Annotated in this window: 12 protein-coding genes; 2 read left to right on the top strand and 10 right to left on the bottom strand. The window is 66.6% G+C overall.

The window, feature by feature from the left end; genetic code table 11:
* Window positions 1-204: 204 nt before the first annotated feature.
* Both dapC and fdxA read right to left on the bottom strand, forming a co-directional pair.
* Window positions 205-1,353 (bottom strand): succinyldiaminopimelate transaminase, encoded by a 1,149-nt coding sequence (gene dapC / locus E7Y32_RS10110; protein WP_146337001.1) that lies wholly within the window; start codon window positions 1,351-1,353, stop codon window positions 205-207.
* Between the two features lie 12 nt (window positions 1,354-1,365).
* Window positions 1,366-1,692, bottom strand: coding sequence for a ferredoxin (gene fdxA / locus E7Y32_RS10105; protein WP_056737938.1), 327 nt, complete (start codon window positions 1,690-1,692; stop codon window positions 1,366-1,368).
* A 152-nt stretch (window positions 1,693-1,844) separates the two neighbouring features.
* Here fdxA and E7Y32_RS10100 point away from each other — a divergent pair, with 152 nt between their 5' ends.
* Entirely contained in the window at window positions 1,845-2,087 is a 243-nt protein-coding gene (locus E7Y32_RS10100) for a hypothetical protein (protein ID WP_186466971.1), read from the top strand.
* A 353-nt stretch (window positions 2,088-2,440) separates the two neighbouring features.
* On the opposite strand, the gene E7Y32_RS10095 is transcribed toward E7Y32_RS10100, so the two are convergent.
* From E7Y32_RS10095 to typA, 3 genes are all read right to left on the bottom strand, one after another.
* A complete protein-coding gene (locus E7Y32_RS10095; protein ID WP_146337000.1) occupies window positions 2,441-3,250 on the bottom strand; it encodes a type IV toxin-antitoxin system AbiEi family antitoxin domain-containing protein in 810 nt (269 codons plus the stop codon).
* A 272-nt stretch (window positions 3,251-3,522) separates the two neighbouring features.
* Window positions 3,523-3,900, bottom strand: a complete 378-nt coding sequence (locus tag E7Y32_RS10090) for a hypothetical protein (RefSeq protein WP_261382401.1) — start codon at window positions 3,898-3,900, stop codon at window positions 3,523-3,525.
* A gap of 34 nt (window positions 3,901-3,934) precedes the next feature.
* Window positions 3,935-5,863: a translational GTPase TypA gene (gene typA, locus E7Y32_RS10085; protein ID WP_146336999.1), complete on the bottom strand. Its 1,929-nt coding sequence runs from the start codon at window positions 5,861-5,863 to the stop codon at window positions 3,935-3,937.
* 271 nt (window positions 5,864-6,134) lie between these two features.
* Here typA and E7Y32_RS10080 point away from each other — a divergent pair, with 271 nt between their 5' ends.
* Window positions 6,135-7,022, top strand: a complete 888-nt coding sequence (locus tag E7Y32_RS10080; protein ID WP_146336998.1) for an SGNH/GDSL hydrolase family protein — start codon at window positions 6,135-6,137, stop codon at window positions 7,020-7,022.
* 124 nt (window positions 7,023-7,146) lie between these two features.
* Here the strand turns inward: E7Y32_RS10080 and E7Y32_RS10075 are convergent, their stop codons facing one another.
* The 5 genes from E7Y32_RS10075 to E7Y32_RS10055 all read right to left on the bottom strand — a co-directional run bounded on the left by E7Y32_RS10075 (window position 7,147) and on the right by E7Y32_RS10055 (window position 14,750).
* Window positions 7,147-8,877, bottom strand: coding sequence for an ABC transporter ATP-binding protein (locus tag E7Y32_RS10075; RefSeq protein ID WP_146336997.1), 1,731 nt, complete (start codon window positions 8,875-8,877; stop codon window positions 7,147-7,149).
* Entirely contained in the window at window positions 8,874-9,866 is a 993-nt protein-coding gene (locus E7Y32_RS10070) for an ABC transporter permease (RefSeq protein ID WP_146336996.1), read from the bottom strand. Before E7Y32_RS10070 ends, E7Y32_RS10075 begins: the two co-directional genes overlap by 4 nt.
* Window positions 9,856-10,785 carry an ABC transporter permease gene (locus tag E7Y32_RS10065; RefSeq protein ID WP_146336995.1) on the bottom strand — a complete coding sequence of 310 codons (930 nt, stop codon included), beginning with the start codon at window positions 10,783-10,785 and terminating at the stop codon, window positions 9,856-9,858. The genes E7Y32_RS10070 and E7Y32_RS10065 overlap by 11 nt, the downstream gene beginning before the upstream one ends.
* A gap of 221 nt (window positions 10,786-11,006) precedes the next feature.
* Window positions 11,007-12,647 (bottom strand): ABC transporter substrate-binding protein, encoded by a 1,641-nt coding sequence (locus E7Y32_RS10060; protein WP_146336994.1) that lies wholly within the window; start codon window positions 12,645-12,647, stop codon window positions 11,007-11,009.
* 279 nt (window positions 12,648-12,926) lie between these two features.
* Complete coding sequence (locus E7Y32_RS10055; protein ID WP_146336993.1) at window positions 12,927-14,750, bottom strand: ABC transporter ATP-binding protein; 1,824 nt, start codon at window positions 14,748-14,750, stop codon at window positions 12,927-12,929.
* Window positions 14,751-14,761: the final 11 nt, after the last annotated feature.

Below are 14,761 nucleotides of genomic sequence, written 5' to 3'. Positions count from 1 at the left end.
CCTGTTGAAAGCTTGATCCAACATCTGGTGAAGCGGCCCACGGAACCTGTATCTGGACACGGATTCCAACGGCTGCGCTGCCTTCTTGTGGAAAGCCACCATTGATAGTCAGTTAAAAACTACCGCCAGTTCGCGGGTGGCACTAATCCGGAGCTTCTTCAAAGCGTCCAAATCGCGCATCTTGTGGCCCGCATCACAGCATTGTTACGGTCCCGTAGCCAGCCGTTCGACGGCGGCGTCGATCCGCTCGTCCGTGGCGGTCAGCGCCACCCGGATGAAGCCGTGGCCGGCGTCACCGTAGAAGACCCCGGGTCCCACCACAATGCCGCGGTCGGCGAGCCTGCCGACGGTGTCCCAGGTGGCCTCCCCCGCGGTGGCCCACAGGTAGAGGCCGGCCCGGGATTCGTGGATGGTGAGCCCAAAACGCTCCAGCGCCGGGACGATCCGCTCGCGGCGCCCGCGGTACAGGTCCTTCTGTGCCGCCACATGCCCGTCATCGCCGAGGGCCACCCGCATGGCCTCCTGGACCGGGTAGGGCACAATCATGCCCGCGTGCTTGCGGCTGTTGACCAGGTTGGTCATGATCGCGCCGTCTCCTGCCACGAAGGACGCGCGGTAGCCGGCCAGGTTGGACTGCTTGCTCAGGGAGTAGACGGCCAGCAGGCCCTCGTGGGAGCCGCCGGCAACCCGGGGGTCCAGGATGCTGGGGACCGGCTGCCCGCCGCGCTGGACGTCCCATTCGCCCCAGCCGAGTTCGGCGTAGCACTCGTCCGAGGCGACGACGGCGCCGATGTCCCGGGCCTGGCCGACGAGCCGGTGCAGGGACGCCGCGTCGCGGACGGCGCCGGTGGGATTGGCCGGAGAGTTAACCCAGACGAGCCGGACCCGGGACCGGGTGTCGGCATCGAGTTCGTCCAGGTCGTCAGCGGCCACATGCTCGGCGCCGGCGAAGGTGGCCCCGATGTCGTAGGTGGGGTACGCGACGGTGGGCCGGACGACGACGTCGCCCGGCTTGAGGCCGAGCAGGAACGGCAGCCAGGCCACAAGTTCCTTGGACCCGACGGTGGGCATCACGTTCTGCGGGTCGAGTCCGGGGACGCCGCGGCGGCGGTCAAACCAGGCCGCGATCGCTTCCCGGAGCGCCGGCGTGCCGTGCACCGTCGGGTAGCCGGGGGCGTTGGCCGCCGCCCGGAGCGCCTCCTGAATAAGGTCAGGGGTGTCGTCGACCGGGGTGCCGATCGAGAGGTTGGCCGCTCCCCCGGGGTGCGCCGCGGCGCGCGCGAGGTACGGCGCCATCGCCTCCCACGGGTAGTCGGGCAGGCTGAGGCCGAAACTGCGCACCGCGGAAGTCACCGGAGGGCCGTCCTAGTTGTCTTGGTTCTGCGGCGGCAGCGCGGCGATCATGGGGTGGTCGGTGTGGGTGTTGCCGATCTTGGCGGCGCCGCCCGGCGAGCCGAGGACGTCGAAGAACTCGACGTTGGCTTTGTAGTAATCGGCCCACTCCTCCGGGGTGTCATCCTCGTAATAGATGGCCTCGACCGGGCAGACCGGCTCGCAGGCGCCGCAGTCCACGCACTCGTCCGGGTGGATGTACAGGGAACGCTCACCCTCGTAGATGCAATCGACCGGGCATTCTTCGATGCATGCCTTGTCTTTGACATCTACACACGGCTGCGCGATTACGTACGTCACGTCCCTGGCCTCTCCACGTTGGTTCCGGCGTCCCGCCGGATCTTGCTCCCGGCCTGAGCGCCGGGCTGCTGACTTCTGAGCCTATTATCTCCCAGCCTGATCCCGCGAACCTAGCCGGGCGTCACACACCCCGCGCGCCCTACGATGGAAGGGTGAGTTCAGCCATCCCGCCGCCGCAGTTCCTCTCCCAGGCCCGGCTGGGGACGCGCGTGGTGGTGCGCTACCGGATTGAGGGCGGGCTGACCGACGCGCTGGGAGAGCTGGTGGCGCGCACCGGCAGCGAGTGCACCGTCCGCACCCGGCGGGCCGACGTCGTAGTCCCCCTCGCGCTGGTGGTAGCCGCCAAAGAGGTCCCGCCAGCCCCGCCGCGGCGGGGCCCGCGGAACTTTTCCTAGCCCTCCCGACGGACATGCCCATCGCCTGGCACCGGCATCGGGCATGCCCATCTCCTGGCGCCAGCGCCTGGCCCCGGGAACGGGCATGCCCATCCCCTGGCGCCCGGGATGGACATAATGTAGTTATGTCCATCCGCTGACCTGCACGGTGGACATGCCCAATCCCCCAGAGCGCCCAGGCCGGACATGCCCCTCCTCTGACCTGCACGGTGGACATGCCCAATCCCCCAGAGCGCCCAAGCCGGACACGCCCCTCCTCTGGCCTGCACGGTGGACATGCCCATTCCCTGGCGCGCCGACGGACATGCCCATTGCCCGCTGCACAGAAGGTACCGATTCCGAGGCGCCATGACTCACGCGGCCGCGGAAAGCCGGGTCAACGCCTGGCGGACCATGGCAATGAATTCTTCCGGGCGGTATTTGAGCAGCGGATAGGTGACGACCAAGGTGGGAATCCCCAATCTGGTGGTGACGTTCCACCGTCGTCGGTCCTCCTCAAAACTCGCCCGGTCCATGTGAAAGCCGGCACCGTCAGTCTCTATTCCGAGCCTGCCGTCGACCTTGAGGTCCAGGTGGCCCATTCCCGGGATGTTGACCTGGGACTCAACGTGGAAGCCTGCGCGCCGAAGGTGGAACCGCGCGAGGCACTCGATGATCGATTGCGACTGCGGAACGATGGCCGCGACAATCCTGCGCTCCCGGGAGTCACTCCGGCCGGCCAGCCGCAGTCTTAGGGACGTGAGGGGAAGACCCTTGAGGGCGACGGCGGATTCGGCAATCACGAGACCCTCCAACTCCGGCAGGCAGCGGAGGCTCTGAACCACGGTGTCCAGCAGGGTTGGCGGGTGCGCCGACCGGTGGCAGACAAAGCCCGAATAGCGTCGGCTATGGGTCAGTGCGACGTGCGGCTGTTGGGGCTCTTCGAGGACCCAAAGGCCGCCGAAATGGGCCGCGCTGACGCACGCGGGCTCGGCGGGCAGGGAGCGGATGGCGACCAGGAGCTGGTCTGCACCCGGAAGTGCGTACACGCCGCGGGACACGCGCGCGACGGCGCCGTCTGCCAGGGCGGTCCGAAGCTGAAAGCCGGAAATCCCCGCGGCCGAGAGATGCTTTGCGCGGGCAACCCCGTCGTACTTGGACATGACCTCATTGATTTTGACCATGCGCACCATGGTTTCGATCCCGGGCCGACCAGGACAGCCCCGGATTCCGCTATGTGCACAACCATGTAGCCGCCCAAACGGCACTCGGGGACATGCCCCTCCCCCGGGTGGTGAGAACGACGGACATGCCCCTTGCACGGCCCGAGCAATGCACATAGTGCACATATGTCCAGTCCCTGGAACCAAGGATGGGCATGTCCAGCCAGGGCGGCAGCGAAGGACGGGCATGTCCATCCGGATGAACCAAGGATGGGCATGTCCCTCGAAGTGCGCTAACGCCTCCGCCTCCCGAAGCGCCGGCTCCAGGCCAGCACCACGAGGGTGACGCCCGCGATCCCGTACACCCAGACGTTCCCGGCGAGGTCGCCGATGATCAGCCGCCGGCCGTTCTCCAGCGTGGACCACCAGCCCGCCAGCGCGTAGCACACCACGCCGCACGCGGCCGCCGGCAGCGGGGAACGGAAGGCGGCTCCGAGCCACAACTCGACGGCGCCCAGGAGCACCAGTGCGGCCACAGCACCCCAGGGCAGCTCCACGCCGCCAACCACCACGTGCTGGCGGTGCAGCATGGTGCCCGCGAGAGCAGCAAAAAGAGCTGCCGGCACGGCGGCGGCAATACCGCCTGCCGTACCGGCAGCTCTTCTCTTCACAAGGGATCCCTTGCCTCAGCGTGAAACGCTGAGACTAGACCTTGGCGCGGGCGCGGTTGGCCTTGGCCCGCTCGTTGGTGTCCAGGATGACCTTGCGGATGCGGATGGCGTCCGGGGTCACCTCGACGCATTCGTCCTCGCGGGCGAATTCGAGGGACTCTTCGAGGGTCAGGTCGCGCGGGGGCGTCAGGTTCTCGAAGGTGTCCGAGGAAGCGGCACGCATGTTGGTGAGCTTCTTTTCCTTCGTGATGTTGACGTCCATGTCGTCGGCGCGGGAGTTCTCGCCGACGATCATGCCCTCGTAGACCTCGGAAGTGGGCTTGACGAAGAACGAGCCACGCTCCTGCAGGTTGATCATGGCGAACGGCGTCACCACACCGGCGCGGTCGGCGATCATCGAACCGTTGGTGCGGTACTCGATCGGGCCGGCCCACGGCTCGTAGCCTTCGGAGATCGAAGCGGCGATGCCGGCGCCGCGGGTGTCCGTGAGGAACTTGGTGCGGAAACCGATCAGGCCGCGGGCCGGAACGATGAATTCCATCCGGCACCAGCCGGTGCCGTGGTTGGCCATGTTGGTCATGCGGCCCTTGCGGGCGGCCATGAGCTGGGTGACGGCGCCGAGGTACTCTTCGGGCACGTCGATGGTCATGTGCTCCATCGGCTCGTGGATCTTGCCGTCGATGGTCTTGGTGACAACCTGCGGCTTGCCGACGGTCAGCTCGAAGCCTTCGCGGCGCATCTGCTCCACCAGGATGGCCAGCGCAAGCTCGCCGCGGCCCTGGACTTCCCAGGCATCCGGACGCTCGGTGGGGAGCACCTTGATGGAGACGTTACCGATCAGTTCCTTGTCCAGGCGGTCCTTCACCTGGCGGGCCGTGACCTTGGCGCCCTTGACCTTGCCGGCCAGCGGCGAGGTGTTGATACCGATGGTCATGGAGATCGCGGGATCGTCCACGGTGATCAGCGGCAGCGGCTGCGGGTTCTCGGCGTCGGTCAGGGTCTCACCAATGGTGATTTCCTCGATGCCGGCGACGGCGACAATCTCGCCCGGGCCGGCGGACTCGGCCGGGACACGGTCCAGTGCCTTGGTGGCGAGGAGTTCGGTGATCTTGACGTTCTTGAGCTCGCCGTTGGCGCGGGCCCAGGCCACGGTCTGGCCCTTGCGCAGGGTGCCGTTGTAGATACGCAGCAGCGCGAGGCGGCCCAGGAACGGCGAAGCGTCCAGGTTGGTGACGTGCGCCTGCAGGACACCCTCCGGGTTGTAAGTCGGCGCCGGGATGTGCTCGATGATGGCCTGGAAGAGCGGCTCGAGGTCCTCGTTCTCCGGGGCGGTGCCGTCGGCGGGCTGCTCGAGGGAGGCGCGGCCGACCTTGGCGGCGGCGTAGACCACGGGGACGTTGAGGATTTTGTCCAGGTCCAGGTCCGGAACTTCGTCCGCGAGGTCGGAGGCCAGGCCCAGAAGCAGGTCCATGGACTCGTGCACAACTTCCTCGATCCGCGCGTCGGGGCGGTCGGTCTTGTTGACCAGCAGGATCACCGGCAGGTGCGCGGCCAGGGCCTTGCGCAACACGAAGCGGGTCTGCGGCAGCGGGCCCTCGGAGGCGTCAACGAGGAGGACGACGCCGTCGACCATGGACAGGCCGCGCTCGACCTCGCCGCCGAAGTCGGCGTGGCCGGGGGTGTCGATCACGTTGATGGTGATGGTCTCGCCCTTGGAGGACGGACCGTTGTAGGCCACGGTGGTGTTCTTGGCCAGGATGGTGATGCCCTTTTCGCGTTCCAGGTCACCGGAGTCCATAACGCGGTCTTCGAGGTGGTTGTGCTCGGCAAAGGAGTTGGTCTGCTTGAGCATGGCGTCGACCAGGGTGGTCTTGCCGTGGTCAACGTGGGCCACGATCGCGACGTTGCGCAGGTCACTGCGCGATGCAGTGGCTACCGCAGTGTTGGTGGTGGTTTCAGACATGCGTTATTGCTCGATTCAGTGGTGAAGTCAGCTGTTGTATCGCGACATTTCCAACCGGAACGCACGACAGGTACGGCCCTTTGGCACAGGGCACCTTCATCCATTCTAGACGCTAGGGCATTTGTTGGCCTAAAAACGGGGCAGTCCGCGGAGGGCGCAGGGGTGCCAGCTGGCGAGAAACACGCCCGCCACGTGAGCAAGGTCACTTGGTTTTCGGCCGGGCATGCCCCATGATGGCTGTGATAACAGCACGCCAGCCCGGAGACATTGAATGCGCAACGCCTCGGCCCGGTACCGCTTCGTCGCACCGATGATCGCCGCCGGCGTCCTCTTGGGCGGCTGCGGCCAAGCCCCGAACCAGTCCAACGCCACTCCCGCCTCGGGCGTCAATGCCGTTCAGGACTCCCGCGGCAAGGCCGTCCGCGCCCCCGCCGGCGCCCCGGGCGAACCCGTCGCGTCGGGTCTGGGCGCGAAGTCCCAGTTCGTCACCGGCCCGGACCCGGAGTCCCTGCCGGAGGGTTCGTTGTACCGCAATCCCGCGAACGGCCGCGACGAGGTGATCGTGGAGGATATCCGGCACACCGCGGTGCTGATCGGCGACTCGCAGTCGGAGCCGCCCACCGCGTGGACCCGCCAGGGCCTGGGCAAGGCCGGTTACGGCGTGTTCTTCTGCGGCCTGGGCGGCACCGGCTTCGTCGCCGCGAACGGCAAGACCGGCAACTACATCGATGCCCTGCAGCGCGGCGACTGGAAGCTGCCTTACGGCTCCCCGCCCCTGGTGGTCATTCAGGGCGGAGGCAACGACGCCACGCGCGGCGCCACCGACGCGCAGATCGTCGCCAACGCGGAGCGGCTGATCTCCAGCCTCCAGCAGCGCTACCCCGGCAGCAAGCTCCTGATGATCGGCACCCTCGCCCGCGGTGCGAACTACGGCGGCGGCCGCCGCACCCAGGTCGACGCCCTGCTCGGCACCATCGCCGCCAAGCACGAAATCCCTTTTGTCAGCGTGGGCGACTGGCTGAGCCGGTACAACCTCACCCGGCTGCTGGCGGACAGCCTGCACATGACCGACGAGGGCAACAATGCCCTCGGTGTGCTGCTGGGCCAGCGGCTGCAGGAGATGGGAATCCGGGCGGAGGACACCGCCGCGTCGCCCTGAGCTAAAGACGCCAAGGCCATAGCAACACTGCAAACAAAGGAGCCGGTGCCCACCCCGCGGGGTGGACACCGGCTCCTCTGCTGGGCCTTTGTTTAGCGGTCCGCTGCCCTAACCGGCCTGCCGGTCAGGCAACTTCCGGCGGAAGCATCAGCCGGGCGCCCGGGATGGCGTTGAGCAGGGCCTTGGTGTAGTCCTGCTGCGGCGAGTCGAAGACGTCGTCCGTGGAGCCGGTCTCGACGAGCTTGCCCTTCTCCATCACGCACACGTGGTCCGCGATCTGCCGCACCACCGCGAGGTCATGGGTGATGAACAGGTAGGTCAGGCCCAGCCGGGACTGCAGGTCGGCGAGCAGGTTCAGCACCTGGGCCTGGACCAGCACGTCGAGCGCCGAGACGGCCTCGTCGCAGATGATGACCTCCGGATCCAGGGCCAGGGCGCGCGCAATCGCGACACGCTGGCGCTGGCCGCCGGAGAGCTCGTTCGGGTACCGCTGCATGGTGGACTGCGGCAGCGCCACCTGGTCCAACAGTTCGCGGACCTTCTTCTCGCGGCTGGCCTTGTCCCCGATCTTGTGGGTCCGCAGCGGCTCCTCGATGGTCCGGAAGATGTTGTACATCGGGTCGAGGGAACCGTAGGGGTCCTGGAAGATCGGCTGCACGCGGCGGCGGAAGGCGAAGATTTCCTTGCTGTTCAGCGTGGAAGTGTCGACGCCGTCGAACACGATCCTGCCCGAGGTGGGCTGGAGCAGGTTCAGCACCATCTGCGCCACGGTGGACTTGCCGGAGCCCGACTCCCCCACGATCGCCGTCGTGGTGCCGCGCTTGACGCTGAAGGAGACGTCGTCCACCGCGGTGAAGTCGGTGGAGCGGCCGAGGCCGGAGCGCAGCTTGAAGACCTTCTTCAGGTTCTCAATCCGGAGCACGTCCTCGGGCATGGACGCTTCGACCACGACGTCCTCGGCCGGTGCCAGCAGATCGTCGGACTCGACGCCCAGCTCCTTTGCGGCCTGGATGCGGCGGGATGCCAGCGACGGCGCCGAGGCGACCAGCCGCTGGGTGTATGGGTGCTGCGGGTTCTGCAGCAGTTCCAGCGATGGCCCGGACTCCACGACCTGGCCGCGGTACATCACCACAACCTTGTCGGCACGTTCGGCGGCGAGGCCAAGGTCGTGGGTGATCAGCAGCACGGCCGTGCCGAGTTCGGTGGTCATCTTGTCCAGGTGGTCCAGGATCTGGCGCTGCACGGTGACGTCCAGGGCCGACGTCGGCTCATCGGCGATGAGCAGCCGTGGCTGGCAGGACAGGCCGATCGCGATCAGGGCCCGCTGGCGCATGCCGCCGGAGAACTCGTGCGGGTACTGCTTCGCCCGGCGCCTCGCGTCGGGCAGCCCCGCCTGGGAGAGCACCTTCGCGACGTCGTCCGGACCGTCCGGGAGACCGTTGGCCTTCAGCGTTTCGCGGACCTGCTGGCCGATCTTCCAGACCGGGTTCAGGTTGGACATCGGGTCCTGCGGGACCATGCCGATGCTGTTTCCGCGGAGCTCGATCATGCGCTTTTCGCTGGCGTGCGAAATGTCCTCGCCGTCGAACAGGATCTGCCCGCCGGAGACCGCGCCGTTGCTCGGCAGCAGGCCGATGGCGGCCAGCGCCGTCGTCGACTTGCCGGAGCCTGACTCCCCCACGATCGCCACGGTCTCGCCGGGCATCACGGTCAAGTGGGCGTTGCGGACGGCGTTGACCTCGCCGCCGCTGGTCTTGAAGCTGATCGCCAGGTCCCGGATCTCGAGCAGCGGGCGCTGCGCGGCCGCACCTTCTTCACGGATTTCAACAGGGGCGTTCACGGCTTCCCCTTTCATCGCTTGCGCGCTTTGGGATCGAGAGCATCACGCAGGGCGTCGCCCAGCATGATGAAGCTCAGAACGGTGATGGAGAGAGCGATGGCCGGGTAGAGCAGCGGCATCGGGTTGGAGCGCAGGGACGCCTGCGCGGCCTGGATGTCGTTGCCCCAGGACATCACGCTGGGCGGGAGCCCGATGCCGAGGAAGGACAGCGTGGATTCCGCGACGATGAAGGTACCGAGCGAGATCGTGGCCACCACGATGATCGGGGCGAGCGAGTTCGGCATAACGTGCCGCATCAGGGCGCCGAACTTGGAGACGCCGAGGGAGCGTGCGGCGGTTACGAAGTCCGCGTTACGGACCTCAATCACGGCGCCGCGGGTGATCCGGGCGATCTGCGGCCAGCCGAAGGTCATCAGGATCAGGACCAGGGTCCAGGCGGTGCGGTTGGCCCGGAACATCGGCAGCTGCATCACGACGATGGCGCCGAGGATCAGCGGCAGGGCGAAGAAGATGTCGTTGATGCGTGCCAGCACGGCATCGACCCAGCCGCCGTAGTAGCCGGCCAAGGCGCCCATGATGCCGCCGATCACCAGCACACCGATGGTGGTAAAGAGGCCGACGGTGACTGAGGAGCGGGTGCCGAAGATGACACGGGCGTACACGTCACAGCCCTGCTGGGTGAAGCCCAGCGGGTGCCCGGCCGAGGGGCCCCCGTCCGAGTTGGCCAGCTGGCACGCCTCGGAGGACGGGTCGATCGGCGAGAAGAGCCCCGGGAACAGCGAGACGGCCACGACCACGAGGATCAGGAACGCGGAGATCAGGAACAGCGGCTGCTTGCGCAGGTTGCGCCAGGCCTCGGCCCACAGGCTCAGCGGAGCCTGGTCCTCCTTGACCTTGTCCGTGGCCTGCAGCGGCGTCTCGGCAAAGTCGGCAACGAAGTGCTCGATGTGGCGCTCGGCGGGCACCGAAGCGTCCGGCCTTGCGGTATTGGAATCAGGAGTCATAGCGGATCCTCGGGTCAAGCCAGGCGTACAGCAGGTCAACGAGCAGGTTGGAGAGGCAGTAGATCAGCACCAGTACGGTGACGATCGAGACCACCGTCGGGCCTTCGCCGGACAGCACGGCCCGGTAGAGCCGGTTGCCGACGCCGGGCACGTTGAAGATGCCTTCAGTGACGATCGCGCCGCCCATCAGGCTGCCCAGGTCCGCGCCAAGGAAGGTGATGACGGGAATCAGGGAGTTGCGCAGGATGTGCACCCGGACCACCCGGAAGCGGGACAGGCCCTTCGCGGTGGCGGTGCGCACGTAGTCCGCGTTCATGTTTTCGATGACGGAGGTGCGGGTCAGGCGCAGCACGTAGGCGAAGGAGCCCAGACCGAGCACGATGGCCGGCAGGATGAGGTCCTGCACGGTGGCCGCCGAGCTGACGGTCGGTTTGGCCCAGCCCAGCTGCACCCCGATGGTGAACTGCAGCAGGAAACCCAGGACGAAGATCGGGATGCCGATGACAACCAGGGACGCCACTAGGACGGTTGCGTCGAAGAACTTGCCCTTGCGGAGACCGGCGATCAGGCCGAAGATGATGCCGAAGACGGCCTCGAAGATCAGGGCCATCACGGCGAGCCGCGCGGTGACGGGGAAGACCTCGCCAAGCACCGCGGCGATGGGCCGTCCGGAGAAGTCCTGGCCGAGGTCAAAGGTGAAGATGCTCTTCAGGTAGAGCAGGTATTGGATCCAGAACGGCTGGTCCAGGTGGTACTGGGCCCGCAGTTTCGCGGCGACGGCCTCGTTGACCGGCTTGTCGCCGAAGAGGGCGACGATGGGGTCGCCGGGGAGGCTGAAGACCAGGAAGTAGACCAGCAGCGTTGCGCCCAGGAAGACGGGAATCAGTTGGAGAAAGCGCTTGAGGATGTATGTCGCCATCAGCGAAGCACACCCTTATCAGCAGGCATCCGGTCCAGGGATGCGGCGGAGTTGTTCATCGAAGAACCTTTTCACTATTGGTGCAGTCCGACGCCGGTATGGTCACGGGTCGCAGGGCTGCGAAAGTACGCCCGAGGCTTGGGCCGTCGGGGAGAAATCGGTGTGGAAGCAAAACAACGGCGGAGGCCCCAATCCTGGCAGCCCCCGCCGTCGTTCAGTTGTTACTTGCCGGTGACGTTGTAGTACAGCGGAACGCCGTCCCAGCCGTAGTCAACGTTGGTGACCTTGTCGCTCCAGCCGCCCTGGGCAACCTGGTACCACAGCGGGATGGCCGGAAGGTCGGTCAGGAGGATTTCCTGGGCCTTGTTCATGGCCTTGTTGCCGTCGCTGACGGAGGAAGCGGAGAGACCGTCGGTGATGGCCTTGTCGAACGCCGGGTTGGCGTACTTCGCGTCGTTGGAGCCTGCACCGGTCTTGTAGATCGGTCCGAGGAAGTTGTACAGCGACGGGTAGTCGGCCTGCCAGCCGGCGCGGATCGCACCGGTCAGCGTCTTCGCGGTGCCGTCGTTGCGGGCTTCCTTGAAGGTGGCGTACGGCTTGCCCTCAACCTTGATGCCGAGGGTGTTCTTAAGCTGGTTCACTACAGCCTCGACCCATGCCTTGTGGCCGCCCTTGTCGGCGTTGTAGGCGATGGTGAAGGTCTTCTCGGCGTCCCACTTCTGGATGCCGTCAGCCTTGGTCCAGGCATCCTTGGCCTTGGCGGCGTCGAACTTCAGGTTCTCGGAACCCGGGATCGAGTCGCTGTAGCCGTCCAGGACGGGGGCGGTGAAGTCCTTGGCGGGCTGGCGTGCGCCGCTGAAGATGACCTTGGTGATTTCGTCGCGGTTGATGGCCATGGAGAGGGCCTGGCGGCGAAGCTTGCCGGCTTCACCGCTCCACTCCGGCAGGTATTCCGGAATCGCGATGGTCTGGATGCCGGCGTACGGCTTGTTGATGGTGCGCTCGCCCAGGTCGGACTTGAAGTTCTTCAAGGCGCTCGTGGGGATGGTCTGCAGGATGTCCAGGTTGTTGGACAGCAGGTCCTGGTACGCGGCGTCGTCGTTCTGGAAGATCTTGAACGTCACGCCGGCGTTCTTGGCCTTGCGCGGGCCGTTGTAGTCCGGGTTCGGAACGAGCTGGATCTGCACGTTGTGCTGCCAGCCGCCGTCGGCCATCTTGTACGGGCCGTTGCCGACCGGCTTCTCGCCGAAGCCCTTCGGGTCCTTCAGCGCGCCGGAGGGAACCGGAACGAAGGCGGTGTAGCCGAGGCGCAGCGGCCAGTCGGATTCCGGCTGCGAGAGTTCAACGGTGAAGGTCTGGTCGTCGACGACCTTCAGGCCGGACATGGTCTCGACCGTGGAGCCTTCCTTGCTGGCCTCGTCGTAGCCCTTGATGGACTCGAAGAAGCTGCCGCTGAGCTGCGCGTTCTTGGCAGCCGCGCCGAAGTTCCAGGAATCGACGAACGTCTTGGCCGTAATGACCTCGCCGTTGGTGAACTTCTGGTCCTTCTTGATCTTGATGGTGAAGTGCTGGCCATCCTTGCCCTCGATGGACTCGGCCAGTTCGTTCACGGGCTTGCCGTTGGGGTCATAGCTGACCAAGCCGGCGAACATCATCTGCATGACCTTGCCGCCGCCAACTTCGTTGGTGTCGGCCGGCATCAGCGGACGCTGGGGCTCGGAGCCGTCGGCGATGATGACCTTGCTGGCGTCGCCACCGGTGCTGCCGCCGGCGGTGTTGGACCCGCCGCCGCCGCAACCGGTCAGGGCCATGGCGGCGATTGCCATCATGCCCAGTGCTTTGGAAGTGCGCGAAAAACGCATTCCGCCTCCTAAGAGTTGTGGGAGTTCGTTCGGGAAAGACTTATGCTTCCCGGCAGGTCCGGGCACAGGGGTATCCCCTGTGACGTGGCCTACATATGGAAGTAGCCTAACCGCAAAATGTCCGGATGTTGGAACTCCGTTGCCAAACCGTGATCCGACAACTCCTTGACCGCTAGCGTCAAACGCCATGCGTTTCAAGTCACACAATACTCGCTGGTAGGATTCGCCCCGACCCCTCCCGGTTATGCGCCGCTAACCGAAATTCCTCTGGATTCCGGCCTAGCTGGCTCCGGAAAGCAACTGCGCCCGAAGCTCCCTCCGCTCCCGCTGCTTGTCCGGATCCGGCAGCGGGACGGCAGCCAGGAGCCGCTGGGTGTAGGGCTCCTGCGGGTTGCGCAGGATCTGGTCACGGCTGCCCTGTTCGACAATCCGGCCCCGCTGCATCACGCAGATCCGGTCGGCAAGGACGTCCACCACGGCCAGGTCATGGGTGACGAACAGGCAGGCGAAACCGAGTTCCTTCTGCAGGTTCTGGAAGAGTTCGAGCACCTTGGCCTGGACCGAGACGTCCAGCGCCGAGGTCGGTTCGTCCGCCACCATCAGCTTCGGCTTGAGCGACAGGGCCCGGGCGATGCCCACCCGCTGCTTCTGCCCGCCGGAGAGCTCGTGCGGGTAGCGGTTGCGGTAGTCGCGGGGCAGCTCCACCTGGTCCAGCAGGGCCTCGATCCGCGACTGGAGCGCGGCACCCTTGGCCACACCGGCGAGGAACATCGGCTCGCCGATGCTTTCGCCGATCGGCAGGCGCGGATTCAGCGAGGACGAGGGGTCCTGGAAGACCATGCCGACGTGCCGGCGCATCTCATGCAGCTGCCGGCCGTTCTTCTTGGCGGCGGAGATGTCATGCCCCACCACCTTCATGGTGCCGGCGGCGACCGGCAGCAGGCCCACGGCGGCCCGGCCGATGGTGGTCTTCCCCGAGCCCGACTCGCCCACCAGGCCAACAACCTGGCCCGGGTAGATCGCGAGGTTGGCGCCCTCGACGGCGCGGAACGCGGGCACACGCCCCTGCTTGGGGTATTCGATGGCCACGTCGGTGAGTTCCAGGACCGGATCGCCCTGCGGCTTCACCGTCTCCGCGGCGGCCAGGGCCGCCGCGTTTTCGCGTTCGCGCCGGAGCAGCTCAGAGCGCGGAATGGCCTGGATCTCGGCCTGCGTGGCGGCAGCGAGGGCGGCGGTGACGTCGACGTCGCCGTCGTTGTCCGCGCCCTGGCCGAGGTGCGGGACGGCGGCGAGCAGCGCCTGCGTGTACTCGTGCTGCGGGTTGTGGAAGATCTCCTCAGCGGTGCCGGTTTCCACGATCAGTCCCCGGCGCATCACGGCGATCCGGTCAGCGAGGTCCGCCACGACGCCCATGTCGTGGGTGATGAGCACAATCGCGCTGTCCAGCTTGTTGCGGAGGTTGCGCATGAGGTCCAGGATTTCCGCCTGCACGGTGACGTCCAGCGCCGTGGTGGGCTCATCCGCGATCAGCAGCTTGGGGTCGCAGGAGAGCGACTGGGCGATCATGGCGCGCTGCCGCTGGCCGCCGGAGAGCTGGTGCGGGTAGGACTTGAAGGCCTTCTCCGGATCCGGCAGCTCCACCAGCTCGAGCATCCGCAGCGCACGCTCGCGGGCCTGGTCCGGCGAGACCTCGTTGTGCAGCCGGATGGTTTCGACGATCTGCGCGCCCACGGTGTACACCGGGTTCAGCGCCGTCATAGGCTCCTGGAAGATGACGGCGACGTCCTTGCCGCGGACCGCGCGGATGTTCGCCTCGTTGGCGCCCAGCAGCTCCTTGCCGGCGAGCTTGACACTGCCGCTGACCCGGCTGTTGCTCGGCAGCAGGCCAAGCAGCGCCATCGAACTGGCGCTCTTGCCGGAGCCGGACTCCCCCACGATCGCAAGCACCTCACCGGCACGCACCTCGTAGTTCAGGCCGATCGCCGCGGGAACCCACTTCTTGTCGACGCCGAAGTCGACGCTGAGGTCCCGGACCTCCAGGACGGTGCCGCCCTTCCCCGGGACGGGGGCCGGGGCCGGATCAAGGGTGATGAAGTCAGTCATGAGGGGTTGTT

It is taken from the genome of Arthrobacter sp. UKPF54-2, assembly GCF_007858535.1.
GTDB lineage: Bacteria > Actinomycetota > Actinomycetes > Actinomycetales > Micrococcaceae > Arthrobacter.
This window is presented reverse-complemented; position numbering and strand designations above follow the sequence as displayed.

Bases quoted from the DNA above. Each gene is read 5' to 3' on its own strand.
- E7Y32_RS10095 (WP_146337000.1), bottom strand. From the start codon at position 3,250: ATGGTCAAAATCAATGAGGTCATGTCCAAGTACGACGGGGTTGCCCGC.
- typA (WP_146336999.1), bottom strand. From the start codon at position 5,863: ATGTCTGAAACCACCACCAACACTGCGGTAGCCACTGCATCGCGCAGT.
- E7Y32_RS10080 (WP_146336998.1), top strand. From the start codon at position 6,135: ATGCGCAACGCCTCGGCCCGGTACCGCTTCGTCGCACCGATGATCGCC.
- E7Y32_RS10075 (WP_146336997.1), bottom strand. From the start codon at position 8,877: ATGAAAGGGGAAGCCGTGAACGCCCCTGTTGAAATCCGTGAAGAAGGT.
- E7Y32_RS10070 (WP_146336996.1), bottom strand. From the start codon at position 9,866: ATGACTCCTGATTCCAATACCGCAAGGCCGGACGCTTCGGTGCCCGCC.
- E7Y32_RS10065 (WP_146336995.1), bottom strand. From the start codon at position 10,785: ATGGCGACATACATCCTCAAGCGCTTTCTCCAACTGATTCCCGTCTTC.
- E7Y32_RS10060 (WP_146336994.1), bottom strand. From the start codon at position 12,647: ATGCGTTTTTCGCGCACTTCCAAAGCACTGGGCATGATGGCAATCGCC.
- E7Y32_RS10055 (WP_146336993.1), bottom strand. From the start codon at position 14,750: ATGACTGACTTCATCACCCTTGATCCGGCCCCGGCCCCCGTCCCGGGG.